This window comes from Micromonospora sp. NPDC023737 (genome assembly GCF_040639715.1).
GTDB lineage: Bacteria > Actinomycetota > Actinomycetes > Mycobacteriales > Micromonosporaceae > Micromonospora.
Map to the genome: position 1 here is coordinate 44,359 of NZ_JBFAAL010000019.1, position 26,183 is coordinate 70,541.

General features: G+C 71.4%; 22 protein-coding genes, 1 tRNA gene and 2 pseudogenes. 15 read left to right on the plus strand and 10 right to left on the minus strand.

Annotated elements, in window-relative coordinates:
• Window positions 1-32 precede the first annotated feature (32 nt).
• Together AB0F98_RS27880 and AB0F98_RS27885 are read left to right on the plus strand one after the other, a co-directional pair.
• Window positions 33-506, plus strand: coding sequence for a hypothetical protein (locus tag AB0F98_RS27880; RefSeq protein WP_357741188.1), 474 nt, complete (start codon window positions 33-35; stop codon window positions 504-506).
• Between the two features lie 87 nt (window positions 507-593).
• Window positions 594-1,790: a low temperature requirement protein A gene (locus tag AB0F98_RS27885; RefSeq protein ID WP_357741191.1), complete on the plus strand. Its 1,197-nt coding sequence runs from the start codon at window positions 594-596 to the stop codon at window positions 1,788-1,790.
• 108 nt (window positions 1,791-1,898) lie between these two features.
• On the opposite strand, the gene AB0F98_RS27890 is transcribed toward AB0F98_RS27885, so the two are convergent.
• Entirely contained in the window at window positions 1,899-2,324 is a 426-nt protein-coding gene (locus tag AB0F98_RS27890; protein WP_357741194.1) for a glutaredoxin domain-containing protein, read from the minus strand.
• Window positions 2,325-2,379: 55 nt separating this feature from the next.
• On the opposite strand from AB0F98_RS27890, the gene AB0F98_RS27895 reads away from it, so the two are divergent.
• The gene (locus AB0F98_RS27895; RefSeq protein WP_357741197.1) at window positions 2,380-2,904 is read left to right on the plus strand and encodes a GNAT family N-acetyltransferase; all 525 of its coding nucleotides are present in this window, start codon (window positions 2,380-2,382) and stop codon (window positions 2,902-2,904) included.
• A 201-nt stretch (window positions 2,905-3,105) separates the two neighbouring features.
• On the opposite strand, the gene AB0F98_RS27900 is transcribed toward AB0F98_RS27895, so the two are convergent.
• The 4 genes and pseudogenes from AB0F98_RS27900 to AB0F98_RS27915 form a co-directional block, all read right to left on the minus strand.
• Window positions 3,106-3,453 carry a hypothetical protein gene (locus tag AB0F98_RS27900; protein WP_357741200.1) on the minus strand — a complete coding sequence of 116 codons (348 nt, stop codon included), beginning with the start codon at window positions 3,451-3,453 and terminating at the stop codon, window positions 3,106-3,108.
• 125 nt (window positions 3,454-3,578) lie between these two features.
• Window positions 3,579-4,681 (minus strand): annotated as a pseudogene (gene mraY, locus AB0F98_RS27905) (phospho-N-acetylmuramoyl-pentapeptide-transferase).
• Window positions 4,682-5,282: 601 nt separating this feature from the next.
• Window positions 5,283-5,356: transfer RNA gene (locus AB0F98_RS27910), tRNA-Pro, on the minus strand.
• Window positions 5,357-5,630: 274 nt separating this feature from the next.
• Window positions 5,631-6,524, minus strand: coding sequence for a metallophosphoesterase (locus AB0F98_RS27915; RefSeq protein ID WP_357741203.1), 894 nt, complete (start codon window positions 6,522-6,524; stop codon window positions 5,631-5,633).
• Window positions 6,525-6,549: 25 nt separating this feature from the next.
• Between AB0F98_RS27915 and AB0F98_RS27920 the strand changes: the two genes are divergently transcribed.
• The gene (locus tag AB0F98_RS27920) at window positions 6,550-7,005 is read left to right on the plus strand and encodes a GatB/YqeY domain-containing protein (RefSeq protein ID WP_357741207.1); all 456 of its coding nucleotides are present in this window, start codon (window positions 6,550-6,552) and stop codon (window positions 7,003-7,005) included.
• A gap of 194 nt (window positions 7,006-7,199) precedes the next feature.
• Here the strand turns inward: AB0F98_RS27920 and AB0F98_RS27925 are convergent, their stop codons facing one another.
• The gene (locus AB0F98_RS27925; RefSeq protein ID WP_357741210.1) at window positions 7,200-9,650 is read right to left on the minus strand and encodes a transglycosylase domain-containing protein; all 2,451 of its coding nucleotides are present in this window, start codon (window positions 9,648-9,650) and stop codon (window positions 7,200-7,202) included.
• Window positions 9,651-10,054: 404 nt separating this feature from the next.
• Between AB0F98_RS27925 and AB0F98_RS27930 the strand changes: the two genes are divergently transcribed.
• A complete protein-coding gene (locus AB0F98_RS27930) occupies window positions 10,055-10,366 on the plus strand; it encodes a WhiB family transcriptional regulator (RefSeq protein ID WP_120680036.1) in 312 nt (103 codons plus the stop codon).
• Here AB0F98_RS27930 and AB0F98_RS27935 read toward each other — a convergent pair.
• The 3 genes and pseudogenes from AB0F98_RS27935 to AB0F98_RS27945 form a co-directional block, all read right to left on the minus strand.
• Window positions 10,353-11,504 (minus strand): ArsA-related P-loop ATPase, encoded by a 1,152-nt coding sequence (locus AB0F98_RS27935; protein WP_357741214.1) that lies wholly within the window; start codon window positions 11,502-11,504, stop codon window positions 10,353-10,355. The two genes, AB0F98_RS27930 and AB0F98_RS27935, sit on opposite strands and share 14 nt — an antisense overlap.
• A 54-nt stretch (window positions 11,505-11,558) precedes the next feature.
• Entirely contained in the window at window positions 11,559-12,536 is a 978-nt protein-coding gene (locus tag AB0F98_RS27940; RefSeq protein ID WP_357741217.1) for an ArsA-related P-loop ATPase, read from the minus strand.
• A 26-nt stretch (window positions 12,537-12,562) separates the two neighbouring features.
• Window positions 12,563-13,072 (minus strand): annotated as a pseudogene (locus AB0F98_RS27945) (hypothetical protein); the annotation flags it as partial.
• 713 nt (window positions 13,073-13,785) lie between these two features.
• Between AB0F98_RS27945 and AB0F98_RS27950 the strand changes: the two are divergent.
• From AB0F98_RS27950 to AB0F98_RS27980, 7 genes are all read left to right on the plus strand, one after another.
• Entirely contained in the window at window positions 13,786-14,274 is a 489-nt protein-coding gene (locus AB0F98_RS27950) for a hypothetical protein (protein WP_357741220.1), read from the plus strand.
• A 43-nt stretch (window positions 14,275-14,317) separates the two neighbouring features.
• A complete protein-coding gene (locus AB0F98_RS27955; RefSeq protein WP_132350902.1) occupies window positions 14,318-14,473 on the plus strand; it encodes a DUF4177 domain-containing protein in 156 nt (51 codons plus the stop codon).
• Window positions 14,470-14,931: a RidA family protein gene (locus tag AB0F98_RS27960; RefSeq protein WP_357741224.1), complete on the plus strand. Its 462-nt coding sequence runs from the start codon at window positions 14,470-14,472 to the stop codon at window positions 14,929-14,931. The genes AB0F98_RS27955 and AB0F98_RS27960 overlap by 4 nt, the downstream gene beginning before the upstream one ends.
• 129 nt (window positions 14,932-15,060) lie before the next feature.
• Window positions 15,061-15,894: an MBL fold metallo-hydrolase gene (locus AB0F98_RS27965; protein WP_357741227.1), complete on the plus strand. Its 834-nt coding sequence runs from the start codon at window positions 15,061-15,063 to the stop codon at window positions 15,892-15,894.
• Window positions 15,891-19,481 carry an adenylate/guanylate cyclase domain-containing protein gene (locus tag AB0F98_RS27970; RefSeq protein WP_357741230.1) on the plus strand — a complete coding sequence of 1,197 codons (3,591 nt, stop codon included), beginning with the start codon at window positions 15,891-15,893 and terminating at the stop codon, window positions 19,479-19,481. Before AB0F98_RS27965 ends, AB0F98_RS27970 begins: the two co-directional genes overlap by 4 nt.
• A gap of 141 nt (window positions 19,482-19,622) precedes the next feature.
• On the plus strand, window positions 19,623-20,114 hold the full coding sequence (locus AB0F98_RS27975; protein WP_357741232.1) for a hypothetical protein: 492 nt from the start codon (window positions 19,623-19,625) through the stop codon (window positions 20,112-20,114).
• 30 nt (window positions 20,115-20,144) lie between these two features.
• Complete coding sequence (locus AB0F98_RS27980) at window positions 20,145-21,683, plus strand: serine/threonine-protein kinase (protein WP_357741235.1); 1,539 nt, start codon at window positions 20,145-20,147, stop codon at window positions 21,681-21,683.
• A 10-nt stretch (window positions 21,684-21,693) separates the two neighbouring features.
• Here AB0F98_RS27980 and AB0F98_RS27985 read toward each other — a convergent pair whose 3' ends face one another.
• The gene (locus tag AB0F98_RS27985; protein WP_357741238.1) at window positions 21,694-22,023 is read right to left on the minus strand and encodes a hypothetical protein; all 330 of its coding nucleotides are present in this window, start codon (window positions 22,021-22,023) and stop codon (window positions 21,694-21,696) included.
• A gap of 205 nt (window positions 22,024-22,228) precedes the next feature.
• Here AB0F98_RS27985 and AB0F98_RS27990 point away from each other — a divergent pair, with 205 nt between their 5' ends.
• From AB0F98_RS27990 to AB0F98_RS28000, 3 genes are all read left to right on the plus strand, one after another.
• Window positions 22,229-24,028 carry an alpha/beta hydrolase gene (locus AB0F98_RS27990; protein WP_357741241.1) on the plus strand — a complete coding sequence of 600 codons (1,800 nt, stop codon included), beginning with the start codon at window positions 22,229-22,231 and terminating at the stop codon, window positions 24,026-24,028.
• 120 nt (window positions 24,029-24,148) lie between these two features.
• Entirely contained in the window at window positions 24,149-25,087 is a 939-nt protein-coding gene (locus AB0F98_RS27995) for a transporter substrate-binding domain-containing protein (RefSeq protein ID WP_357741244.1), read from the plus strand.
• Window positions 25,084-26,178, plus strand: coding sequence for a hypothetical protein (locus AB0F98_RS28000; RefSeq protein ID WP_357741248.1), 1,095 nt, complete (start codon window positions 25,084-25,086; stop codon window positions 26,176-26,178). The genes AB0F98_RS27995 and AB0F98_RS28000 overlap by 4 nt, the downstream gene beginning before the upstream one ends.
• The last annotated feature ends 5 nt before the right edge of the window (window positions 26,179-26,183 follow it).

Sequence of the window (26,183 nt, forward strand, 5' to 3'; positions counted from 1 at the left end):
CCGGTGTCCGACCCCTCTGCAATGCTGGCCGGGTGACCACCACCTGGCGTCATCTGCCCGCATCCGCCCGCGAGATCGCGGAGACCGCCGTCGAGGCGGTCAGCGCCGCACGGCAGCGTGACGCGCGGGCGTACGACGAGTCGGTGGCCCGCCTGGCGACGGCCGATCGGTCGGGGCTGGTCCTCGGCGCGGTGGTCCGGCTGCTGCTCGAGGAGAGCCACCCGGACGGCGTGGACGGCGACGACGTCCGACAGGTGCTGGAACGCTGCGCCCGCGGCGCGGCGCAGTGGCGCTCCGACGTCGATCCGCACGTACTGCTGGTCCTGCTCGCCGGCGCGCTCGGGGTGTACGACCCGGACGGCGACGATTCGCCGCCGGATCCACCGACGATCGCCCGGCACGCCCCGCTGCTCGTCGCCGACCTGTCGGCCCACACCGGCCGGCCGTTCGACGCCTACCTCGTCGCGGCGTTCGCCGAGATCGAGCGCGCCGAACGGCACGACTGAGCGCCGTCGTCGCCGAACCGGCCTCGTCGCCTCCGCCCGTTCGCGGAACCGGCCTCGGCGCCTCGTCGAGGCCACGAAGATGACGGGGTGCGCATCCCCCGGTACCGGTACGAGACGACCGAGGAGACGCACCGGACGACCAACTTCGAGATCTTCTTCGATCTCGTCTTCGTCTTCGCGCTCACCCGGATCGTCGAGTTCATGGCGGAGACCCCCACCGCCGTCACGATGCTCCGTGGGCTGATCCTCATCCTGCTGCTGTGGTTCTCCTGGTCCGCGTACGCCTGGCTGGGCAACGAGGCACGCGCCGACGTCGGCCTGATCCGCACCGGCACCCTGACCGCCATGGCGGCACTCTTCGTGGCGGCGCTGGCGATTTCGCACGCCTGGCAGGAGGAGGAGAGCCAGCTGCCAGCGCCGCTCCTGCTCGCCGCCGCCTACCTGGCCGTACGGGTCCTGCACCTGACGCTCTACCTGTACGTGTCCCGCAGTCCCCGGCTCACCCGCACGCTCCGGCTCAGCGCGATTCCGCTGGCGCTGGCGTCGCTCCCGCTGGTGGCCGGAGCGCTGGTCGGCGGCACGGCGCAGACGGTGCTCTGGACGGTGGCGTTCCTGGTCGACGTCGGTGGCGGCCGGATCGCCTCCGGCTACAGCCCGTGGGAACTACGCAGCGTCAGCCACTTCGCCGAGCGTCACCGCCTAGTGATCATCATTGCGATCGGCGAGTCGCTGATCTCGATCGGCCTCGGTGCGGGTGCGGAGCTGGCCACCTGGTGGGTGCTGCTGGCGGCGCTGCTCGGCTTCGTGGTCACCGTCTGCTTGTGGCGGTTGTACTTCGACCGGTTCGCGCCGGTCATCGAGTACGTCATGGCGACCGCGCCGCGGGCGCGGCGGGGCATCATCGCCAGCGACGCCTTCAGCCTCGCCCACCTGCCGATGATCGCCGGAATCATGTACATCGCGCTCGGCATCGAGCAGGTGCTGGCCATACTCATACACCACGGCACCGTCGATCAGCTGGGCCTGCCGAGCGTCGTCGCCCTCTACGCCGGTGGCGCGCTCTACCTCGTCGGCCGAGGGCTCTGCCTGCGGCTCACCGCCGGCCGTACCGCGCTGCCGCCGGTCGTCGGTGCCGTCGTGCTGCTGCTGCTCGTGGCACCGGCTCGGCTGCTGCCGGCGCTCTCCGCCCTGGCGCTGCTGGTGGTGGTGCTGGTCGTGCAGTGTGCGGTGGAGCGGAGGTACGGCGAGTTGGCGGCGCCACTCGCCGCCGAGCCGGCGAGCTGATCTGGCCGCGTCACCCGGGTCGGAGCTGGCGCGCCGGCCGCCGGCCCCCGGCTGTCGCCGGTCACTGGCCCCTGCTGCCGGCCGCCGTCGACTGTGGGCGGATCAGGGCTACGGTCCCAGCCGGCGTCGGAACCAGTCCGGGCTCGGATTGACGGCCGACTCACCGTCGGCCAGCACCACCGTCGGCACCGTCTCGTTCCCACCGGCGACCGCCCTGACGGCCGCCGCCCCGGCCGGGTCGCTCCAGATGTTGACCCAGTGAGCCCGGCGAGCGGCACGGCCGAGCCGGAAGCGCAGGCGGAGGCAGTACTGACAACCGGGCCGCCAGTAGACGACCGGCCGACCGTCCGCCGCGCTGTGCTGCCGTGCCTGTGCCGCCAAGACCGAACGCGGGAAGGCCAGCGGCGACAACATGAACGCCAGCGCGGCGAGGACCGCCAGCCAGACGGCACCGGCCCACAGCGACCGCTGGCCGGACGCGGCGAACAGTCCGCTCGCCAGCAGCAGCCCCGGTGGACCCCAACTGCGCAGCACAGCCCCGGATGCTAGTCGCCGCCGCGAGATCCACGTCGGCCGGTATCGTCGCCGGGTGCCCGAGCTGATCGCCCCCACCGTCCGCCTCCACACGGCCTGGCTGGATGCGCGGGACGACTGGGGCCCCGGCGTTCATGAGGACGGTTTCGGCCTGCGGCCGTCCGACGAGGTGCAGTCGTCCGACGGGTTCACTGCCTGGGTGGCCCGGCTCACGGAGGAGTCGGATCCGATGAAGCCGCTGGACGCCGGGCGGGTGCACTGCACCTACCGATGGATCGTCGAGGGTGACCAGGTGCTCGGCGGAATCGCCCTGCGGCACGAGCTCGACGACTTCCTGTTGCGGGTCGGCGGGCACATCGGCTACGGCGTCCGGCCGTCCGCGCGCCGCCGCGGGCTGGCCAGCTGGGCGCTGGGCCGGATGCTCGACGAGGCACGAACGCTCGGCATGAATCGGGTATTGATCACCTGCGAGGTCAACAACACCGCCTCGGCGCGGACGATCGAGCGTCAGGGTGGCGTCCTGGAGGACATTCGGGACACCGAACTCGGTACGGCGCGACGTTACTGGGTCGAGCTGTAACAGCGGATCCATCGGTACGGGCGGGAAGCAGCAGCTTCTCCGCTGACCGATCCGTACGGGCGGTGCCCGGTCCTCGTACCGGAGTCTGACAGCGAATCGATGGTGCTTGTTTCGAGGTTCTGCCTCGCCGGGAACGTCGGCCCTGCAACGGCGAATGGGTCTGTTGTGCAGAGCACGTTGTGGTCGCAACGCGGCGCCGGATCAGGCTCTGCTGGTGAAGGCGTGCGCGATGCCACCGATGGCGGTGGCTGTCATGCGGCAGTGCGGTCCCGTGGCAGGCGCAGCATCGGCTACCCGTGCGGGGCCGCAGCGGTCATTCGTCCGACTGCTGCACCACGCCACGCCGAGCAGTTCGACACGTGTCAGCCAGCCAAGTCCACCAAGCGATGCAAGCAAGACCCAGCCAGCAGGGTTCGCCGGGGCGATCACGATGGCGGCGATAGCGGCCACTGCACCCATTGCGCCAAACAGCCACATCTTGCCGAGCGGCATCTCCCGAGGTCGCTGCGGCTCACGTTCAACGGGCGCGTTCGAGTCGTCGGCGGTCATGCGCTGATCTTCACTACGGCCATGTGCAGCGTCAACGCTCTGGCTTTCCAGACCTCTTCGGCGTGCGGGAACCGGGCTGCCCGGCGGATCGCCGTCGACGGCACGACAGCCTCGTCGCGTGGCTTCTATCCGACGACCGCCAGGAAGTCCGAGTAGAACAGGCCCAGGCCGACGGCCGCGCAGACGCCGGCCACGATCCAGAATCGGACCACGATGTTGGCTTCGCTCCATCCAGCCAGCTCGAAGTGGTGATGCAACGGCACCATCCGGAAGACACGTCTTCCGGTGGTCCGGTACGACACAATCTGGATCACCCAGGTGACCGTGATGATGAAGAAGAGACCGCCGATCAGGATCGACAGCAGCGTGGTGCGGGTTGCCACCGCGAGCCCGCCGATCAGGGCGCCGAGCCCGAGCGCGCCCACGTCGCCCATGAAGATCCGTGCCGGGGACGTGTTCCACCACAGGAAGCCCACGCAGGCGCCAGCGGCCGCGGCCGCGATCATGGCGATCTCCAGAGGATCGCGGACCTGGTAGCAGTAGTCGTTCGCGCGGGCGTACGTCTCGTCGGCGCACCAGTGCCGATACTGCCAGTACCCGATCAGCGCGTATGCGCCGAGCACCAGGGTCGACGCGCCGGTGGCCAGGCCGTCGAGGCCGTCGGTGAGGTTCACACCGTTCGACATCGCCGTGATGACGAATACGAACACGATCACCGAGCCGACCTTGCCGACGTTCAGCCAACTGATGTCCCGGATGAATGAGATGTGCTCGCTGGCCACGGTCTGGCGTTGGCGCTCGCCACGTAGAGCGCGGCGATGCCGAATCCGGTGCCGATGATCGCCTGGCCGAGCAGTTTGCCCTTGGCGGACAGGCCGTCGGAGTTGCGCCGGCGGACCTTGAGGTAATCGTCGACGAAGCCGACCGCGCCGCAAAAGACGAAGAGGCCGAGCAGGACGAGGGCCGTCATGGTCGGCTTCACCTGCGCGATCTGGCCATCGGGCAGCGTCGTCAGCGTCAAGTGCCCGGCGACGTAGGCGACGACGGTCGCCACAATGAACACGACGCCACCCATCGCAGGCGTGCCCCTTTTGCCCTCGTTCGAGGCGAGGCCGAGGGATCGGATCGGCTGTCCGGCCTTGAGCGCGGTGAAGACGCGAACTGCCACTGGCGTGCCGAACAGGGAGATGATGAACGCGACTGCGGCCGCGACGATGGCGGCCCTCACGAGCGAACCTCCACGAGATTCGGATTTCTCACGGCGCCTTCACCGAGCTTCCGGGTCGGCGCCGGACGTATCGAAGTGAGCGGGCCGCGCAGATCGTCTTCAACAAGATCGTCGATCACGAGACACGAGCTTGCCATCCGAACGGCGAGCGGAGAGCCCTGGACCCCCAGCGCCGTGGTTCGTAACTCGCCGACATGAATCCAACCACGATCTTGCATCGCTGACCCGCGCCCTGATCGAGTCCGCCGAGGGCGCGGAGGGTTTCGACCGTGCTTCCAACCGGCAAAAGCATCCCGAACGACGTGTCGCTCGTCCACTGTGGTGGGCGAGGCGATCCGTTCAGGAGCGGTACACGGCCGAGCGCCACGGCGTTCAAGGTGAGGTATGCCGGTGCGGCTGCCCGGGTCGGTGGCGGGCGGGATGTCATCCCATCTCACGTACCGATCAACGATGTTGCGAAGGTCATGGGGCGCGAGCAGGCAGGCACTCGACACGCGACCGCGGGGTGCTCCCCGCGTTCGCTGCCTGAGGATGAGTGGTGGCCCCTGGAAACGAATCAAGGCCCCTCCGTGGAGGGGCCTTGACCTGCTGTTACCTCAGGTCGGGGTGGCCGGATTCGAACCGACGACCTCTTCGTCCCGAACGAAGCGCGCTACCAAGCTGCGCCACACCCCGAGGCGTGCCGACAAATAGTAGCCCACCCGCCTTGGCGCTCCAACTCGGTACCCCCCTGGGTCGGGCCGCCTCCGCGGACCGTCGCGCCGGCCGGTTGGGCCGGTCGCTGCCGAGGCCGGGCCAAGATCCGGACAAGTCGCTCGAAGTCAGGTGACCGAGATCCACCACGTGCCGAGAATGCCGGGGAACGGGGCGGATCCGGAGCCGGCCGCGCTGCCGCGGACGCGGCACCCGCGGGCGAGCCAGGCCGGCCCGCCCGCGGGCGAGTGAGTGATCAGCGGGGGATGAGTGTGAGGATGCTCGCCTCCGGCGGACAGGCGAACCGGACCGGTGCGGTCGGGTGGGTGCCGAGACCGGCGGAGACGTGCAGCCAGGAGTCGGAGCCCGGCCAGCGGTGCAGCCCCTGTGCCATCGACCTGGGCAGCCCGCAGTTGGTGACGAGCGCCCCGACCCCCGGTACGCAGACCTGTCCGCCGTGGGTGTGTCCGGCGAGCAGCAGGCCGAAGCCGTCCGCGGCCATCTGGTCGAGCACGCGTGGCTCGGGAGAGTGCGTGAGCGCGATCGAGAGTTCGGCCGACGTGGCGACCGGTCCGGCCACGGCGGTGTAATCGTCCCGCTCGACGTGCGGGTCGTCCACGCCGACCAGATCGATGAGCCGCCCGCCGGCCTTCAACGTCGTCCGGGCGTTGTTGAGGTCGATCCAGCCGGCGCCGGTGAACACCTCGCGCAGCTCCTCGTACGGCAGCTCGACGCCCTCGACGTACTCCCGGTCGGGGAGGAAGTAGGTGAACGGGTTCTTCCAGACCGGGCCGGTGTAGTCGTTGGAGCCGAACACGAAGACGCCGGGGTAGTCGAGCAACGGTTGCAGGGCGCGCAGCACCCCCGGTACGGCCTCCGGATGCGCCATGTTGTCGCCGGTCACCACGACCAGGTCGGGATCGAGTGCCGCCAACGACGCCACCCAGCGCTGCTTGCGCGCCTGATCGGGCGTCATGTGCAGGTCCGAGATGTGCAGGACACGCAGCGGCTCCGCGTCGGTCGGCAGCACCGGTACGTCGTACCGGCGCAGGGTGTACAGGTTGCGCTCGATGAGCGACGCGTACGCCAGGGTGGCCGCGCCCACCGCGGCGGTGGCGGCCGCGAGCCGGAATACTGTGCGCTTTCGCATGCCGATCAGGGTAGTTTGACCGTCCATGAGCACGCTGAAGGACCGCCTCACCGCAGACATGCGTAACGCCCTCAAGGCGCGTGACGAGCTGACCACGTCCACCCTGCGGCTGGCGCTGGCCGCGGTGGGCACCGCGGAGGTCGCCGGGAAGGTGAAGCGCGAGCTCTCCGATGACGAGGTGCTCGCGGTGCTGACCAAGGAGGCGAAGAAGCGCCGCGAGTCGGCGGCCGCGTTCGCCGACGCCGGCCGCGCCGAGCAGGCCGCCAAGGAGACCGCCGAGGGGGAGGTGCTGGAGCGATACCTGCCGAAGCAGCTCTCCGACGACGAGCTGGCCGAGCTGGTCTCGCAGGCGCTGGCGGCGGGCGGTTTCACCGGCAAGGCGCAGATGGGCCCGGCCATGAAGTCGGCCCAGGCCGCGGTGGCGGGCCGGGCCGAGGGTGGCCGGGTGGCCGCGGAGGTACGCCGCCAGCTCGGCCTCTGACACCGACCGATAGCCACTCTTTCAGCGAAAGAGTGCCCTCTGGGCGGGCGATGGCCACTCTTTCGCTGAAAGAGTGGCCTCTGGGTGGGCGCCCTCGGGGTGCGCGCGGTGGGGTCGGTATGTGCGGACGGGCGGGCACCCACGAAGGGTGCCCGCCCGTCATCGTTCAGGCTGGGTGTCCGGACCGGCGCAGCTCAGCCGCCGGGACGGCCGCCCGGACGGTCGTTGCCCGGGCGGTCAGGCTGGTCGCCCGGCGGGTTGCCGGGACGGTTGCCGGGTGAACCCCCACCGCCACTGCTGATCTGGATGGTCACCACGCCGCCCTTGATGGTCCGGCCGTCCGGGCTGGTGCCGGCGGCCGTGCCGGGCGGGCAGCTGGAGGCGACCCTCGCGTCGGAGACGACGGCCTCGAAACCGGCGCCGTTGATCCGGGACTTCGCGGTGTCGACGGACTGGCACTTCACGTCGGGAATCGAGCGCTGGTCACCGTTTGAGATCTTCTGACCGGGCGGCTCGAAATCGATCCGCTCCTTGTGCTTCATCGCGTCGCGGAGCGTCTGGTAGACCGGCGGGTTGATGCCGTCGGGCACGTCGTGCCCCATCTTCTTGTTGGTCTGCGGCCAGTCCGGGTCGGCCATGATGCCGGCCACCGCGTACTGCTTGGTCATGGCGACCAGGGCGGCGGTCTTCTCCGAGTCGGTGGTGCCGGACTTGCCGGCCACCGGCGCGTCGACGATGCCGCGCACGTTCGACGCCGTACGGCTGCCGCCGCACTTGGTGGTCGGGGAGTTGTCACCGACCGGGCAGCGGGCGGCGTCCACGGCGGCCCGGGCGACCTGGGTGCTGATCCGCTTCTCGCAGCGCGGGTTGGCGATGTCCAGCTTCTTACCGTCCAGGTCGCGGATCGACTGCACCGGGATCGGCTCGCAGTACTTGCCGTCCGCGGCGAGGGTGGCGTACGCGTTGGCGAGCTCCAGCGGGGTGGTCTGCGAGACGCCGAGGGTGAACGCACCCCACTGGTGGGCCGACCCCTTGGTGCCGGCGAGGTCGGCGTCCTCGGTGGCCCGGAACTGGATGCCCATCCGCTTGGCTGCGTCGACCACGTTCTCCGCGCCGACCTTCTGCTCGAGGGGCACGAAGTACGTGTTGGTCGAGGCGCTGAATGCGCTCCACATGTTCTGTACGCCGCCCGGCTTCAGGTTGGAGTTGGTCGGGCAGTAGAAGTGCGTGCCCGGGCAGGCGGCGTCACTGCTGGGGTCGATGACGTATTCGGACTTGAACTGCTGCGGCGCGTTGTAGGTGTAGCTGAGCGGAATGCCCTTCTCCAGCGCCGCCACGATCGTGAAGATCTTGAAAGTCGAGCCGGCCTGGTAACCGGTGATGCCGTCACCGCCGGTGAGCAGCGGGTTCACCGTGTTCGGATAGTTGCCGCGCTTGCCCTTCGCGCGCTGCTTCGGGTCGCTGTGCATCTTGTTCTGCGGGTTCTTCGGGTCGTCGAGCTTGTAGTTCCGGTTCACCGCGAGCGCGCGTACCCGACCGGTGCCCGGCTCGACCACGGCCACCATGGCGGCTTCCTTGCTGTTGACGCTCTTCGCCTTGCGTACGGCCTTGTCCGCGCCCGTCTGCGCCTGGACGTCGAGGGTGGTGGTGATGACGTAGCCACCGGTCTTGAGGCGCCGCTCCCGGTCGTACGAGGTGGAGCCGAAGGTCTCCTGCTGCAACCACCACCGGTAGAAGTAGTCGCAGAAGAAGCCCCACTCCTTCTTGTTGGTGGCCACGCAACCGTTCGGTGCCCGCTTGCCCTTGACCTCCAGCTTGGTGGCCTTCGCGGCCGCCGCCTCCTCCTTGGTGATCGCGCCGGTGTCGACCATGTTCTGGATGACGTAGTCGCGCCGCTGCAGGGCGAGCGGGTAACCGCTCTTGGTGGTCGGGTCGTTGGTGCTGGGCGCCTTGACCATCCCGGCGAGCATTGCCGCCTCCGGGATCGTGAGGTTCTTGGGGCTCTTGCCGAAGTAGACCTGGCTCGCGGCATAGATCCCGTAGGCGCCGTTACCGAACGACGCGATGTTCAGGTAGCGCTCCAAGATCTCATCCTTGGAGAGCTCCTTGTCGATCTGGAGCGCGTAGCGCATCTCGCGCAGCTTGCGGGCGCTGGTGTCCTCGGTCGCCGCGACGACGTCGGCCGGGTGGGTGGCCGAGTACGCGATGGCCAGCCGGACGTACTGCATGGTCAGGGTGGAGGCACCCTGCTGCGAGTTGGCGCCGGACTGGTTGTTCACGAAGGCGCGGGCGATGCCGTTGATGTCGACGCCATTGTGCTTGTAGAAGTCGTGATCCTCGGCCGCGACGATGGCCTTCTGCATGTACGGCGAGACGTCGGCGAGCTTGACGTCCTTGCGGTTCTCGTCGTACATGCTGGCCAGTGGTGTCTTGCCGTCGCTGGCCAGGATGTACGTGATCTGCGGTGCGCGGGCCACGGTCAGCTCTGTGGGCAGAGCGCCGAATGTCTCCGCGCCGGCCTTCGCGGCCAGTCCGGACATCGCCACCGCGGGGAAGGCCGCCGCTGCGACCACCACGCCGGCCAGTAGGCCACATATGAGTAGCGATGCGGCGTTGGTCAGCACATTGTGGTCACGTTTCCGCATCCAGGTCACCTCGACAGGGTACGCGAGTAGGGAACGAGGGGCGCTGGGGCGTTCTTTCCCCATTTCCTGCGCGCGCTGCCCTCGTTGTGCTAAACGCACGACCCCTGGTGCGTGGTTGCGTGAGACCTGCCGCGAGTTTTCCTTCCCGAGACGGGTCTTCGCAGCGTTTTCGCGTACTGGGGCGGGGTAAGCGGCGATCGATGGCCCGGGAAGCCGGGAGTGTCCGGAATGATGGATTTGGCCGACAACGTTGCGTAATCGGGTGACTACAGAGCATGATGGTGGACGGCGACAGCGCCACATGTCGTCCGTGCCGCCTAGGGGAAGGCCGGGCGGGCGATCGGGGGGATTGCCGGCTGACGCGTAACGAGGTCGGTAGGTACTGCAAGGGGGGACGTGTACGCATGGGCATGATTGCTGACTGGCCGTCGCTGGCGGCGTGTCAGAACGGGGACCCGGACGCGCTGTTCGTACAGGGCGCCGAACAGAACGTGGCGAAGCGGATCTGCCGGAGCTGCCCAGTTCGGTACGAGTGCCTGGCCGACGCGCTCGACAACCGGATCGAATTCGGTGTGTGGGGTGGCATGACCGAACGCGAACGGCGGGCGCTGTTGCGCCGTCACCCGCAGGTGACGAGCTGGCGCAAGATGTTCGAGGCGGCCATGAAGAAGAACGCGAAGGAGAAGGCCGGCAAGGACCTGGTCACGACCGGCTGATCGCCGCGCCGATCGTTCGCAGCCCGTCGACGTCGTGGACGTCGGCGGGCTGTGCTGTCACCGACACCGTCGGCACCAGCGGGAACGCCTCGGTGAACCGGGCGGCCACCTGCTGCTCGCGTACCGCCTGACGGGCGAGCGCGGCGTGCGCCCGCAGCACGTCGGCGGTGCCCTCGTGCCCACCCAGCTCGGCCAGCCGGTCCGCCGCGGCCCGGCTGCTGGCCGCGTCCAGCGTGGGCACCGCGGGCCGATGCACCCGGTTGAGCACCAGGCCGGTCAGCGGCATCCGCTCCTCGCGCAGCCGGCTGGCGAAGTAGGCGGCCTCCCGGACCGCGTCCGGTTCCGGCGCCGCGACCAACAGGAATGCCGTCTCGCGTGCCTGGAGGATGCGGTACGTCTGCTCGGCACGCTGCCGGAAGCCGCCGAACATCGAGTCGAGCGCCGCCACGAAGCCGGAGAGGTCGGTCAGCAATTGCGCGCCCAGCACCTTCTGCACGACCTTCGAGAACATCCCGAACGACGCCGTGACCAGGCTGAACACGCTCCGCCCGCCGCTGCGCGCCGGAGCGAGCAGCATGCGCAGCATCCGACCGTCGAGGAAACGGGAGAGCCGGGCGGGCGCGTCCAGGAAGTCCAGCGCCGAGCGGGACGGCGGGGTGTCGACCACGATCAGATCCCACTCGCCCCGGGCGTGCAGCTGCCCCAGCTTCTCCATCGCCATGTACTCCTGAGTGCCGGCGAAGGTCGAGCTCATGGCCTGGTAGAAGGGGTTGGCGAAGATCTCCGCGGCCTTCGTCGGGTCGGTGTGCTGCAGCACCACGTCGTCGAAGGTCCGCTTCATGTCGAGCATCATCGCGTGCAGCTCGCCGCCGCTGGTCTCGACGTCGATGCCCTTCACCTGGCGGGGCGTGTTGTCCAGTTCCGTGAGGCCGAGCGACTGGGCCAACCGGCGGGCCGGGTCGATGGTGAGCACCACCGTGCGGCGTCCGTGCTGCTCCGCGGCTCGCAGCGCGAGCGCGGCGGCCGTGGTCGTCTTCCCGACCCCGCCGGCGCCGCAGCACACCACGATCCGGACGCCCGGATCAGCGAGGATCTGGTCGACGTCCAGCTGTGGCGCCGCGTCTGCAGAAGGCACCAATCGAGCGTATCGGGCCGGCTGGGTCCATGCGCCCGTGCCGACGACAGGTGTGAGTCAATCGGCTCGCCGCAGGGCTTCGGCGAGCGCGGCCAGCCCGGCCCGGTCGACCCCGTCGGGCAACAACGGCAACTCGGTCATCGGGAGCCCCAGCTCGACCAGGTCGGCCCGGAGTGAATCCTCCAGTTCCCGGCGGATGACCTGGTCGTGTGCCTCGGTATGGAGACCGGCGACGGTTTCCCGGTCCGCGGGTAGGCCCGCGGCGAGCAGGCCGCGGCGCAACTCGGCGGCGCTGACCACCCGGTCGGCCGGCAGGGGCGGACGGGTGCCGTTGACGATGATCCGGCCCACGGGGAATCCGAAGGAGGTCAGATCGGCGATCGCGTCCACGGTCTCCTGGACCGGCATCTCCTCCAGCAGGGTGACGACGTGCACCGCCGTGATCGGCGAGCGCAGCAGCGCCGCGACGCCCTCGCTCTGCGTCTTGATCGGGCCGACCTTGGCCAGTCGGGCGGTCTCCGCGGTCACGTTGAGGAACCGGCCGATCCGCCCGGTGGGCGGGGCGTCCAGCACCACGGCGTCGTACACCCGGCGCTGGTCGACGGTGCGGGTGGTCGCCTCCTTGGCCTTCCCGGTCAGCAGCACGTCCCGCAGCCCGGGAGCGATTGTGGTGGCGAAGTCGATCGCACCGAACTTGCGCAGCGCCCGCCCGGCCGCGCCGAGCCGGTAGAACATGTCGAGGTACTCGAGCAGCGCCTCCTCGGCGTCCACCGCCAGAGCCCGCACCTCGCCGCCGTCGGGTGCGTCGGTGAGGTGCCGCTCCTCGTACGGCAGTGGGTCGATGCCGAACAGTTGGGCGATGCCCTGCCGTCCCTCGACCTCGATCAGTAGCGTTCTCCGCCCGCCGGCGGCCAGGGCCAGGGCCAGTGCCGCCGCCACGCTCGTCTTGCCGGTGCCGCCCTTGCCGGTGACCACGTGCAGGCGGGCCGGCCACGCGGTACCGGTCGGGTCGGCCGGCTGCTCAGCTGCTCGCACCCGTCGAGCCTATCCAGCCGCGGCGGTCAGGCGACCTCGCAGACCCACCAACCCGTCTTCTGCACCACGGTGAAGCGCAGCTCCTGGTCGGCGACCTTCTCGTCGGACGTGGTCATGGTGACCTTGGTCGAGACGGTGGCCCGCTCGGCGTTCCGGTTGTCCACCTTCGGCGTGCTCCAGCGGAAACGGGGGTTCTGGTACGCCGAGGCGTACTTCTCCACCTCGGCAACCTTCGCGGCGATCTTGTCTTCGTCGCGGGCCGAGGCGCAGACCAGTTCCGCCGCCTTCACCGCGTCCCGCTCCTTGTAGACCGCGGTGAGGAACTGGTCCACCGCCGCCGCCGGCTCGTTCGCCCCCTCGCCGATCTCCACGTTGCGCAGGGTCAGGAACGCGGTGACACCACCGCCGACGCAGAGCACCAGGACCACCGCCAGCGCGATCGCCGCGATCAGCACGCCGCGCTTCTTCTTCGGCGCGGCGGGTGGCGGGAACCCCGGGCTTCCCGCCGCCGGATCAGCCGGCGGGAAGCCCGGCGAGGTCGCCGGGTAGCCGACCGGAGGCTGCCCGCCCGGGTACCCGGCGGGTCCGCTCGCTGGAACGCCCGGGTAGCCGGCGGGACCAGCTGCTGGAACGCCCGGGTAACCGGCAGGTCCGCCTGCTGGAACGCCCGGCGTCGCCGGGTAGCCGGCCGCGAGCCCGGGCTGACCGCCCGGTTGGCCCGCCGGACCGCCCGGCTGACCGACCTGACCACCCGCGAAGGTGGCCGGCGGCGGGGCGACCGGACCACCGGTGCCGGCTGGGGGCGCCGGCGGGATCGGCTGTCCCGGGTAGGGCGGGGGGAGAGGTCGCTCGGCGCCGGGGTGGGCCGGCGGTACGGCCCGGGATCCGCTCGCGTCGTCGTTGGGTGGCTGGCTCATCTCTTCCCCCGGGGTGCGGCGCCCGCCGCCACCCGGCGTCGAGCGTGAAGTCGAGTGGGCGGCCGTGTCGTGCCGTCCGACCGGAAGGGTAGCGGTCGATCTACCCGTCGGTGTCGCCCGAGGCGACCGGTCGGGTGGGAGCGTGGCCAATGTCTGTCACGTACACGGTATGTGTCGCATATGTGACTGGCGGTGCGGAGGGTGTGCGCGTCCTGTTGGCGGGACTCCGACACCGGACCTACGGTCGTGCCGTCGCGGGGGAGCCCGTCCGGTCATCCCGTCCGGACCGGGTGAGCAGGGACTTGAGCAGGTACGACGCCCGGAGGAAGTGCATGCGCGACGCGGACAACACCCCTCGAGCCCAGTTCCCGGCGAACGATCGGTCGCGCCGGGCCGGGACCGGCTCCGCCGGCGACGGCGAGGGGCCGGTCGGCAGCCTGCCGATCAACGAGCGGTCGTACCGTCCGATCGCGGAACCGGTCGAGGTGGTGCGTACGCTGCGGCGCACCGCGGAGAACGGCCGGGAGGAGGAGGAGCCCGGCTACGTGATCCATCTGCCGATCCGGGTGCCCGACCTGGCCTCGGCCACCGCCCTCGCCGGCCGGATCGCGGTCTCCCTCGGCTTCCTGCTCGAACTGGACGCGGGCGAGACGACCGTTTCCAACGCCGATGACCAGAACAACAGGTACCGGGTCTTCTGCGACCTTCTCCTGCCCGACCGCTCCCGCTGCCCCCAGCGGTACGAGCACAGCGGCCCCTGCGGCGAACTGCCCGCCGCGCCGGAGCAGCGTCCTTCATCCCGGCCCTCCGTCGGTCCGTAGGCTGTGCCTCGAACGATCCGCGTTTCGAGGGAGCCCTGCACCGATGCAAAAGTGGGAGTACGCCACGGTCCCCCTGCTGGTCCACGCGACCAAGCAGATCCTCGACAACTGGGGTGAGGACGGCTGGGAACTCGTCGCCGTGGTGCCCGGTCCGAGCCCGGACCAGTTGGTCGCCTACCTGAAGCGGCCGAAGGCATGAGCAACGGTCCGCACGCGAAGCTCGCCGAGCTCGGCTACGAGCTGCCCGAGGTGGTCCCGCCCGTGGCCAGTTACGTGCCGGCGGTGCAGTCCGGCAATCACGTCTACGTCTCCGGCCAGCTGCCCATGGCGGAGGGGAAGCTGCTCGCCACCGGCAAGGTCGGCGCCGGCGTCTCCGCCGAGCAGGCAAAGGATCTCGCCCAGCGTTGCGCGCTCAACGCGCTGGCCGCGATCGACTCGCTGGTCGGCCTGGAGAACGTCGTGAAGATCGTCAAGCTGACGGGCTTCGTGGCGTCCGCTCCCGGCTTCACCGGCCAGCCTGCCGTGATCAACGGTGCCTCCGATTTGTTCGGCGCCGTCTTCGGGGAGGCCGGTCGGCACGCCCGCAGCGCCGTCGGGGTGGCTGAGCTGCCCCTCGACGCCCCGGTCGAGGTCGAGGTCATCGTCGAGGTCAGCTGACCCGAGCGGCCCCGCTCCGCCGCACGACCCGCAGGCCCGTTCGGGACGAAGATCGCGAACGGGCACAAACCCGCAGAGGGTCTCCACAAGATCGCGGGGAGGGGCGGGCGGGGCCGTACGATCGCAGCCATGACCGGGCACGTGACCGCGCCGGCAGCGGCGCTCGCCGACCAGCTGCCGACCTGGGTGACGCTGCTGCGTGCGCCCAACCCGGGGCCGATGACCCTCGACGGCACCAACACCTGGGTGCTCCGTGCCCCGGGTGAGGAGCGCGCGATCGTCGTCGACCCGGGCCCGGCGGACGAGGCGCACCTGGCCGCGATCGCCGCGCACGGGCCGATCGCGCTGGTGCTGATCACGCACGGTCACGCGGACCACACCGAGGGCGCGCCGAGGCTCAGCGACCTGCTCGGCGGCGTGCCGGTACGCGCTGTCGACCCGGCGCACACCACCAACGGCCGGCCGCTCGGCGCCGACGCCGCCCCGGAGGTTCCCGGGCTGACCCTGCACGTCGTACCGACCCCCGGGCACACCGCTGACTCGGTCTGTCTCCTCGTCGAGCACGGCGACGAGCGGGTCGTGCTCACCGGCGACACCATCCTGGGTCGGGGCACCACCGTGGTGGCGCACCCGGACGGGCACCTCGGTGACTACCTGACGAGCCTGGAGCTGCTCTCGACGTACCGGGGCGTTCCGGCGCTGCCCGGTCACGGCCCGGCGCTGGCCGACTGCGGTGCGGCGGCCGACTTCTACCTGGCTCACCGCCGGGCGCGCCTGGACCAGGTCCGGGCGGCGGTCGTCGCCGGCGCCACCACCGCCGCCGAGGTGGTCGCCGTGGTCTACGCCGACGTCGACCGGTCCCTGTGGTGGGCGGCCGAATGGTCGGTGCGCGCGCAACTGGAGTACCTCGGTCCCGAGATCCGGGAATTCGTGACCGGGGACACGGAGTTGGAGCTTCCGTGACCTGCCCGGTGTGCGGAACCGTTGCCGTCCCCGGCGCGCGGTTCTGCCACAACTGCGGCGCCGCGCTGCCGGCTGCCGCCACCTTGCCGGCCGCCGAACGCCGGGTGGTGACCGTGCTCTTCGGCGACCTCTCCGACTTCACCTCCTGGTCCGAGGACCTCGACCCGGAACGGGTCGGGGCCGTCACCGACCGCGTGCTCGCCGCTCTCGCCGGCGCGGTGAAGACCTTCGGCGGCCACGTCGACAAGCTGACCGGTGACGGGATCATGGCCGTGTTCGGCGCGCCGGTGGCGCACGAGGACGACGCCGAGCGTGCGGTCCGCGCCGCGCTGTCCATGCAGCGGGCGGTGCGCCGGGTGCTCGACGACGAACGCGGCGGCGGCGCGCCGCTCGGCCTGCGGGTCGGGCTGAACACCGGCGACGTGATCGCGGGCATCCAGGCCGCCATCGAGTACACGGTCATCGGCGACACGGTGAACACCGCCGCGCGGCTCGCCGACGCCGCCGCCGTCGGCGCGGTCTACGCCGGTGCCCGGACCGCCGCCGCCACTCGGCACGTCGCGTCCTGGCGGGCGCTGCGGCCGCTGCGGCTCAAGGGCAAGCGTGATCCGGTCGAGGCGTACGAGCTGCTCGGCCTCCTGGATGCTCCCGGCACCCGCTCGGGTCTCGGCGACGAGGCGCCGTTCGTCGGGCGGGAGACGGAGATCGGGCGGGTCGCCGGCCGGCTCGCCGAGGTAATCGACCGTGGTGAGCCGCGGGTGCTGCTGATGACGGCCGAGGCGGGCGTCGGCAAGTCCCGCTTCGCCGCCGAGGTGGAGCGCCTGGCCGCGGGGTACGACGTGGGCGCGGGCCGGTACGCGGCGCACACCGGTGCCCGGGTGCTCTCGGTGCGCTGCGCGGCGTTCGGCGAGCGGCGGCGGCTCGCTCCGCTGGCCGACCTGGTGCGGGCCGCGGTCGGGCTGCCCAACGACGCGTCCACCGCGCTGACCCGCCCGGCGGTCGAGGAGCGGCTGCGCCGGCTCGGTCAACGGCTGGGACGCGATGGCGAGCCGGCGCCGATCGCCGTCGACCAACTCCTCGCTCTACTCGGCTACGCGGAGCTGCCTCCGGACGCGACCGATCAGGACGGGTGGACGGCCGCCCAGCTGCCCGCCGATGCCGAGGCGGTGCCGAACGCGGTCGCCGACCTGCTCAGCGCGCTCGCCGGCGAGGCGCCGCTGGTGGTGATCGTCGACGACCTGCACGACGCCACGGCGGAGACCATCCGCGCGCTCGGGCTGGCCCTGTCCCGGCTCGCCGGTCCGGTGCTGGTGCTGCTGCTCGGCCGGCCGGAGCTGGTCCGGACGGCGGGAGCGCTGACCCGGGTCGCCGACGCCGAGGTGCACGCGCTGCCGCCGCTGCGCGGTGCCGACGCGGCCCGGCTGCTGACCACCTACCTGAGCGGCGGGAAGCTGCCGCAGGCCGATGCCGACCGGCTGCTCGCCACCGCCCAGGGCAACCCGTTCTACCTCGCCGAGCTGGTCACCCTGTTGATGGAACGGGGCGCCCTCACCGCGGTCGCCGATCGCGCCGGCACCTCCAGCGTCGCCTGGCGGCTGTCGCCCGGTTCGCTGGGTAGCCGGCTGCTCTCCCGGGACCTGGCCGCCGTGCTGGCGGCCCGGATCGACGCGCTGCCGCCGGAGGCCCGGTCGGTGTTGCGTGACGCCGCGGTGGTCGGTGACACGGTGCCCGCCGGAGCCCTCGAGGCACTGCGCGAGCAGCACGCCGGGCTGGACGGCCGGCCCGCCGCCGTGATCGCGGTCGAATTCGAACGAGCGGTCGACGAGCTGTTGCAACGGCGCATGCTGCACCGAACACGTACCGGATTCGCGTTCGCCACCCCGCTGATGCGGGAAGCCGCGTATGCCGGGATCAGCAAGGCGGAACTGGCCGAGCGGCACGCCGCACTGGCCCGCTGGGCGGCGCCGTGCGCGGTCGGGGACGACAACGTCCCGACGCCGGCCGGCAACTTCACCGACATCGACCGTGACGAGTTCGTCGCCGCCCACGTCGAGCGCGCCGCGGCGCTCGCCGACGCGGTGAAGCTGCGCCCCGACGCACCGGCCCGCGCGGTGGTCCCGCTCGGCGTCGCAGCGCTCGGCCAGGCCGCCCGCCGGTCCCTCGCCGCAGGGGAGCCGGCACTGGCCGTCGAGTACGCCGAACGCGCCGCCGAGCTGGCCCGCGACGGTGTGCCGGCCAACGACCTCGTGGTCCACGCTCGCGCCCTGCTCCAGATCGGCCGGGCCGCCGATGCCCTCGCTTCGGCGGAGAAGATCGCCGCCAACGCGGGAGAGCAGGCGACCCGGGCCAGCGCTCTCCTGCTGGCCGGTCAGGCGCACCAGACACTCGGTGACCAGGGCCGGGCGGTCGAGGCGTGGCAGGAGGCCCTGCAGGTCGCCACCGCCGGTGGGTTGCCGACGCTGCGCGCCTCCGCCATGCGGCGGTTGGGCATGGCCGATTTCGTGGCCGGACGGCTGAGCCAGGCGAGCAGCCGGCTGGCGGCCGCGTACCAGGTCAGCCTCGCCGCCAAGGATCGGCGGGGGCAGGCCTGGTCGTTGCAGAACCTCGCGTGGGTGACCACCACCCGAGGCGACTTCGCCGGCACCGATGCCGTCCTGAACCGCGCCGCACGACTCTTCGCCGAGTTGAAGGACCCGTACGGGCGGGCCTGGCTACGCGGAACCACGGCGTTCGCGCGCCTGCTGGCCGGGCGGCTGCGCGAGGCCGACCGGCTGGCGCGGGTCTTCCTGCCGTTCGGTGAGCGGGTGGGCGAGGCGTGGGCGGTCGGGACGTTGCGGGCGGTCGAGGCGTTCGCCACCGCGGAGATGGGCGACCTGGCCGAGGCGGACCGGGAGGCCCGCCGGGCGTACCGGGACTTCGTTGCCGCCTCGGACGAGTGGGGGTGCGGGTTCGCGCTGGTGGTGCGGGGCGTGGTCGCGCGCGGGCTGGGCGAGCCGGCGCACGCCGCCGACCTGTTCACCGACGCGCTGGGGTACGCCGATCGCACGGCTCACCCGCTGTTGACCGGGATGGCGGGCACGCTGCGCGGTTTCGTGGCACTGGAGATGGGCGACGTCACGGCCGCCGAGCGGGACGCCCGCGCGGTGCTGACCACGGTCGAGCCGAACAACCCGCAGGCGCCGGCCCAGGTCGCGCCCCGGGTGCTGCTGGCCACCGCTCGGCTCGCGGTCGGCGACTCGGCGACCGCGGTGGGGCTGCTCGCGCCGGTGGCCACCGCGGCCGGAAGCACCCCGTCGATGCTCTTCTCCCGCCGGCAGACCCTCGCCCGGTACGCGTCGGCGCTGCTCGCCCACGGGCAGCCGGACCAGGCGCTCGACTGGGCCCGCCGGGCGATGGCGGCCCCGGCCGAGGACGTTCGCAGCCAGGTGATCGGAGCGATGGTGCTGGCCGAGGCGCTGGCCGCTTCCGGCAGTCCGGGGGAGGCGCTGGCCAGCGCGGAGGAGGCGGTCCGCCTGGCGTACGCCACGGAACAGCGCAGTGAGCGGCGCGGGGCCGAGGCCCTCCGGTCCCGCCTGGCCATCGGCTGACCTCGGCGGCCCCGGTCGAGGCCGGTGCGGTCCGGGCGTTGTGCCGGTTTCGCTGATGTACCGGGAGTCGAGTACCGACTAGCGTGTCAGTTTCACGCGGTGGTCCACAGTGGCTGCCGTACCGGCTTGGGGAGGGCCGTCATGAGGCTGCCGCGTTCGGTTGCCGGCTGGACGATCGCGGTGTTCGGCGTGCTGGCGTTGATCATGGGCGGGGTCGGGCTGCTCTGGCCGGAGACGATGTTGAGCTCGCTCGGCTTCGAGGTGCCAGCCACCCGCGCGCCGGGCGATCACACCGGCACCTTCCTGATGGCCTCCTCGATGGCCTCGTTCAACATGGGCGTCTACTACCTGTTGGCCACCGCCACCGAATGGCGGGTCTTCTACCGCTTCACGGTGGTTTTCCGGCTCGTCACCTTCACTGTCTTCAGCATCGCGGTGCTGGCCGACATCGCGCCGGACCGGTTCTTCGGCGTGGCGGCGTGGGAGGGTGGCGGCGCGCTGGCGACCGCCGTCGGCCTGTGGTGGGACGCCCGCCGGGCCGGTGGCGCCGGGCCTGCCGGGGCGGCCGATCCGAGCGGCGGGGACGACGCCGGGGCGGCCGGCGAGGCGCCCGCGGCCGACGCGGTCCGCTGACCCGTCAGTACGGTTGGGTATTTTCGAGCTGTGACCGACACCCCGTCCGGCGGCCTGCCGGTACCCATTGTGCCTGGTCTGACTGATTTACGGGTATTCGCCCGGGGTGGCTACGCCACCGTCTACCGGGCCACCCAGATCTCCGTGGGCCGCGAGGTCGCGGTCAAGGTGGAGAACCGCACGCTGGACAGCGAACGGGACCAGGCCCGGTTCCTGCGCGAGGCGCGTGCCGCCGGCCGGATGTCGTCCCACCCCCACGTGGTGGACCTCTTCGACGTCGGCGTCACCGTCGACCAGCACCCTTATTTGATCATGGAGCTCTGCGACGGATCGTACGCGGAGCGGATGCGCAACTCACCGCTGGGCGCCGCCGAGGCGCGCGACCTCGGCATCAAGATCGCGGACGCGCTCGCCCACTCGCACGCGGCCGGTGTGCTGCACCGCGACGTGAAACCGGCGAACATCCTCCACTCGCACTTCAACCCGGCCGTGCTGGCCGACTTCGGGCTGGCCGTACTGGCCGAGGTGCGTGATCCCACGGTCACCCTGGAGGTGCTGACCCCGGCCTACGCACCGCCGGAGATGTTCAACCACAGCCCGCCGTCGCCGGCGGTGGACGTCTACGCGCTCTGCGCCACCCTCTACGCGGTCATGCACGGTCGGCCGCCGCGCTGGCAGTCCGAGCGCAACCCGAGCCTGGTCACCGTGCTGGAGATGTTCAACCAGCCGATCCCCGGGCTGCCCGGCATCCCCGACGAACTGATCGACGTGCTGCGGGTCGGAATGGCGAACGATCCGGGCGAGCGACCCACCGCGGTGGAACTGCTCGGGCTGCTCGCCGCGCTGCCCATCGAGCCTGCCGCGGCGCCGGTCAGCGGTGCGCCGGTCGCGGGCAACCCGACCCGGGGCGGCGGGACCGGTTCCGGCCCGTACGCCGCCGGCCGTTCCGGGCAGCCGACGCCCCGCCCACCGGTCGAGGACGCCCACCCCACGTTGCCCACCCCCACCTCGACGGCCGGCCGGCGCTGGCGCCGGCGTTGGTTCCTCGGCGGCGCCCTGGTGCTCGCCCTGGCCGGTTCGGCCGCCGCCGGAGCGTGGTTCGCCGACGGTACGCGGCGGCCGGACCCGTCCGAGTCGGTGAGCCGTGCCGCCGGGCCGGCGACCGAGGGCAGACTGCCCGGCTGCACCGACCCGGCCGTGGCGACGACGCTGCCCGAGGGGGCGCGGTGCGCGGCCGGACTGGAGTGCTTCGGGCCGCTGCGGGTGCGCGGCACCCGGGCCGAGGCGACCCAGGTGACCTGCGACGGTCCACACACCTGGGAGTCGTACGCCGAGGGTGTGCTGCCGGTGCAGTTGGTCGGCGCCGGCTACCCGGAGGTGACCGCGGACCCGGTCGTCCAGCAAGTGTGCAGCCCGACCACCTTCCAGCTGACCAGCCGGGTCGACTCGACTGCCGGCTGGCATCTCGAGGTGCTGCCGCCGGTGGACGGCAGCCTCGACCGGACGTTCCGCTGCCTGGCGGGGCGCGGGGTCAACGCGCTCGGCGGTCCGACGCTGACCGGCCACTGAGCTCCGGCGGTCACCCGTCGTCTAGCCCGCGCCGCCGGTCACGTACCGCGCGCAACGCGTCCCGGCTGTCCAACGCGTCGAGGGTGTCCGCGTCGATGCCGAGTGGCTCGGGTAGGGACGGCGTGGCCGGCGGCGTCTCCACCGTCGTCTCGTCGTCGCTCTGGCGCGCCGCGGCGACCGACACTCCGGCCACGATCGCGAACAGGACGCAGAGCAGGGCCAGCACCACGCCGACGAGATCCTGCCGCCGCCACACGATCAGCGTCACCAGCAGGGAGAGCGCGGCGACCGCCGTGACGACGGCCAGGGTCCGCGCGTCGGGCCTGGTCAACCGGTCCACCCGTCCAGCATGTCGACCGCGCGGCGGCTGTCAACCGCCGACGCGAGCGTGGCGCAGCGTCCGCGTTGCCGAAAACGTTACGGCGAACCGGCGATTGTCGGCTTTGTAGGCGTTTTGCGTGCCGCATTCATTGCCTGCTATCCATATAGTGGCGGAAGTCGGGCGGCGTCCCGACCTTCCCTGTCGTCCACCGGAAGGCGTCCACATGCAACGACGAACCCGGTCCCTGGCCGTAGCAGGAATCATCGGCACCCTCCTCGCCGGATCGGCGGTCGCGCCGGCCGCCGCCGCACCGGTCGTGCCTGGTCGAGGACCATCGACCACCGGCGACCGGACCAGTCCCATCGAGGCCCGCCGGGTCGACCGGGTGCCGACACCCAGGCTCGACTGGTACCCCTGCTACGACTACGCCGAGTGCGCCACCGTCCGCCTCCCGTTGGACTACGACCAACCCCGGGGCGCCACCACCGAGGTCGCCCTGCTCCGGGTCAAGGCCCGCGACCAGCAGAACCGCATCGGCAGCCTCTTCGTCAACCCGGGCGGGCCGGGCGGCTCCGGCACCAGCATCGCGCTCGCGGCCCCCTACTTCTTCGGCGACGACGTGCTGGACCGCTTCGATGTCGTCGGGGTGGACCCGCGCGGCGTCGCCAACAGCGAGCAGGTGCGCTGCTTCGCCACGGTGGGCGACCAGACCCGGGCGTACGCGGGGCTCAACGTGGCCTTCCCGATCACGAAGGCCGAGGAGAAGGCGTACGTGGCCTCCTCGAAGGCGGTCGGCAGGGGCTGCTCCACGACCGGTCGCCCGCTCTCCGGCGCGATGTCGACGGCCGAGGTCGCCCGGGACATGGACGTCCTGCGCCGGGCCGTCGGTGACCGCAAGCTCAGCTACCTCGGCTTCAGCTACGGCAGCGTGCTCGGGCAGTACTACGCCAACATGTTCCCCGACCGGGTGCGCGCCCTGGTGATCGACGGTGTCCTCGACCCGTACGCCTGGTTGGGCAAGGGGAAGGCCCGTGACCTGCTCCAGGAGGACCGGATGCGCAGCGGCGAAGGCGCGTACCGGGCCTTGAGCGAGATATTCGTGCGCTGTGACGCGGCCGGGCCGGCAGCCTGCCCGATCGCCGGCGGCGCGGCCGACACCTATGAGCTGGTGGCGCAGCGGCTGCGCGCGAAGCCGCTGGTGATCGAGGACCCGGATCTCGGCACTTTCACGATCGGCTACGCCGACTTCGTCGCCGCCACGATGAGCGCGCTCTACGACCCGTACGGCTACCAGCAGGTCGCCGCCCTCACCGCCGAACTGCTGGTGCTCACCGACCCGGCTGCGGCCGCACCGGCCCGGGACCGGGCCCGCACCGCCGTGACCCGGCTCGCCGCCGAGGCACGCCAACAGGCCCGCCGGTACGACTTCCCGTACGACAACAACCTGGAGACCTTCCTCGGCGTGGACTGCACCGACGCCAACCACCCGAAGGACGCGGCCTCCTGGCCGGCTCGGGCAGCGAAGGCCGACCAGCGGGATCCGTACTTCGGCCGGGTCTGGGCCTGGGCCACGTCGCCCTGCGCCCGGAGCACCTGGACGGTGCGGGACGAGGACGCCTACACCGGCCCGTTCGACCGGCGTACCAGCGCCCCGGTGCTGGTGGTCGGCAACTACTGGGACCCGGCGACCAACTACCGGGGCGCGGTCAGCTCGGCGGCACTGCTGCCGAACAGCCGGTTGCTGAGCAGTGACAGCTGGGGGCACACCGCGTATGGCACCTCGGCCTGCGCCACCGGCGCGATCGACGAGTACCTGCTCAACGGCACCTTGCCGGCGAAGGGCACGCTCTGTGTCGGCGACGCGCAGCCCTTCGCCGAGGCGGCCGGCGAGCAGGCGGCCGAACGGGCGGAGACGGCCAAGCGCACCCTGGCCGACCAGGGTGCCCCACGTCGGGGTGCGCCGAAGCGGCTCCCGCCGGTCGTGGCACCGCTTCCCGCGGTGGGCACGCTTACCGTCCGCTGAGGACCGCCGGGGTACGACGGGCGATCGGGCGCCCGCCGTACCCCGGCCCGGCGGTCACTGAAATGGACAGTGGCCGCTACTCTCGGTGTCCCGCAGCTGTACGCGTCAGCGAGGTCGCCGATGAACGAATCGTCCACCGGGCTCCGGGTCCGCTCGGTCGCCACCACCATTTCCGTGGCGTTGGCGCTCACCCTCGCGGCTGCCGCCGGCTGCGACAGCCGGCAGGAGCCGGAGCTGCCGTCGGTGCAGGAGAAGCTCCGCGAGTCGCACATCTACGGCCAGCCGAAGCTGCGGATCGGGGTGGCCAGCAACGAGCCGCTGATGGGCGAGCTGCGCGACGGCGTGCACGTCGGTTTCGACGTGGAGATAGCGCGCTACATCGCCGCCTCCCTCGGCTACGAGGGCGACCAGCGGTTGGAGTTCGTCCCGGTCTCCACCGAGGACCGCATCCCCGCGCTCCAGGGCGGCACGGTCGATCTGGTGGTTTCGAGCTTCTCGATGACCGAGGAGCGTAAGAAGCTGGTCAGCTTCGCCGGACCGTACTTCGTCACCACGCAGGAGGCGATGGTGCCGGTCCGGCTCAAGGACAAGATCCGCACCATCGAGGACCTCCGCAACCCGGCGTACAAGATCTGCACCAGCGGTGGCTCGACCACCGAGGCGGAGTTGGAGAAGCACCAGGTCCGCACGTTCGTGGTGAAGGACGTCGGCGATTGCGTCGCCGGCATCCGGGCCGGTCGCTACGACGCGGTCAGCTCCGACGAAACGATGTTGGCCGGATTTCTGTCCCGGTACCCGACCGAGTTCGAGATCGTCGACATGCCCTTCGGCACCAGCGAACTGATCGGCGTCGGGGTGCCGATCAGCGACCCGGCGCTCCGGGACCTGGTCGCCTTCTTCCTCGACAAGAGCTACCAGCTGGAGCGGGCCGGCCGCGCCAGCCCATGGCAGACCGCCTACAACCGGACGCTCGGCCCTTGGTTGCGGGCGGAGAAGCCGCAGCCCCAGCCGCTGGAGGTGCCGAAGCTCGTCGACTTCGACGACAAGGCCCCCCGATGACGGTCCCCTCGGCGACCACCGCCCCCCTCGGTGAACCGGGGGCGGACGACGGTGCCCGGGTCGAGGAGCCGACGGCCTGGTACGACCGCAGCTGGCCCGGCGGTGACCGGCTGGACAAGGTGGAGCGGCGGGCGCAGGCCAGCCAGTCGTTCTGGACGGCGCTGGTCGGCGTGCCCGCCGTCTTCTCCGTACTCCGGCTCGGCGTCGAAGCCGGCGGCGAGCTCCAGACCACGTTGCTGCTGGTCGCGAACGTCGGGCCGGTGAACCTGCTCGCCGGCTTCCTCACCACCGCCGCCCGGCTCCTCGCCACCGCGTTGGTCGCCGTCTTCGCCCTGGGCGCGGTGTTCGGCACGAGTGTGGACCGGCTACCGCCCGGCACCCGGCGGCGCCCGCTCTTCGCCCGGTGGGCCGAGATCACCCCGGCCTGGCTGGTGCTGGCGAGTTTCCTGCTCGCCCTGGTCACCTGGCCGCTGCTCTACCTGCCGTTGCTCATTCCGGCGTTCGTGGCCGCCTTCCAGCTTCGCCCGGAACAGCTGCACGATCGGATCGCGCCCCGGGCGCTGCTGATCGTGGCCCTGCTCGCCGGGTACGCCTGGCTGCTGCTGCCCACTCTGCTGGACGCCGCCCGGCAGGGCAAACCGCTGGTGGTGGCGCTGCTGGCTCTGCCACCGCTGCTCGCCCTGAGCATCTCCGGGCCGCTGCCGCGCATCGTGATCGGGCCGCTCGCCTCACTCACCGAGGTCGCCGTGCTGGTCGTGCTGGTCTGGGCTGCCCTGCCGGTGATCAGCACACCGGTGCTGCCGCTGACCGTCACCACCGTGGGGCCGGCGAACGGCCCGACCGAGGACGTCCGGGGACACGTGGTGACCACCGACGACGTGAACATGGTGATCCTGCAGGAGCAGGGCGGCGTGCGGTACGTGCCGGTCGACCAGGTACAGGCGCAGGTGCTCTGCCCCAGCGAGGAGGAGCTGCCCCGGCACCAGCTGCGGATCCACGACTTCCACGTGGAGGATTCGCTGATGGAGGGGCTGGGTCGGCGCGTCCGCCCGGTGCACCGTATCGACGCCGCCTGCCGCGCGGTCGGCTGACCCCC

Coding starts and splice junctions, on each gene's coding strand:
- AB0F98_RS27900 (WP_357741200.1), bottom strand. CDS start 3,453: ATGACCGCCGACGACTCGAACGCGCCCGTTGAACGTGAGCCGCAGCGA.
- AB0F98_RS27915 (WP_357741203.1), bottom strand. CDS start 6,524: ATGCGAAAGCGCACAGTATTCCGGCTCGCGGCCGCCACCGCCGCGGTG.
- AB0F98_RS27920 (WP_357741207.1), top strand. CDS start 6,550: ATGAGCACGCTGAAGGACCGCCTCACCGCAGACATGCGTAACGCCCTC.
- AB0F98_RS27925 (WP_357741210.1), bottom strand. CDS start 9,650: ATGCGGAAACGTGACCACAATGTGCTGACCAACGCCGCATCGCTACTC.
- AB0F98_RS27930 (WP_120680036.1), top strand. CDS start 10,055: ATGGGCATGATTGCTGACTGGCCGTCGCTGGCGGCGTGTCAGAACGGG.
- AB0F98_RS27950 (WP_357741220.1), top strand. CDS start 13,786: ATGCGCGACGCGGACAACACCCCTCGAGCCCAGTTCCCGGCGAACGAT.
- AB0F98_RS27955 (WP_132350902.1), top strand. CDS start 14,318: ATGCAAAAGTGGGAGTACGCCACGGTCCCCCTGCTGGTCCACGCGACC.
- AB0F98_RS27960 (WP_357741224.1), top strand. CDS start 14,470: ATGAGCAACGGTCCGCACGCGAAGCTCGCCGAGCTCGGCTACGAGCTG.
- AB0F98_RS27965 (WP_357741227.1), top strand. CDS start 15,061: ATGACCGGGCACGTGACCGCGCCGGCAGCGGCGCTCGCCGACCAGCTG.
- AB0F98_RS27975 (WP_357741232.1), top strand. CDS start 19,623: ATGAGGCTGCCGCGTTCGGTTGCCGGCTGGACGATCGCGGTGTTCGGC.
- AB0F98_RS27990 (WP_357741241.1), top strand. CDS start 22,229: ATGCAACGACGAACCCGGTCCCTGGCCGTAGCAGGAATCATCGGCACC.
- AB0F98_RS27995 (WP_357741244.1), top strand. CDS start 24,149: ATGAACGAATCGTCCACCGGGCTCCGGGTCCGCTCGGTCGCCACCACC.
- AB0F98_RS28000 (WP_357741248.1), top strand. CDS start 25,084: ATGACGGTCCCCTCGGCGACCACCGCCCCCCTCGGTGAACCGGGGGCG.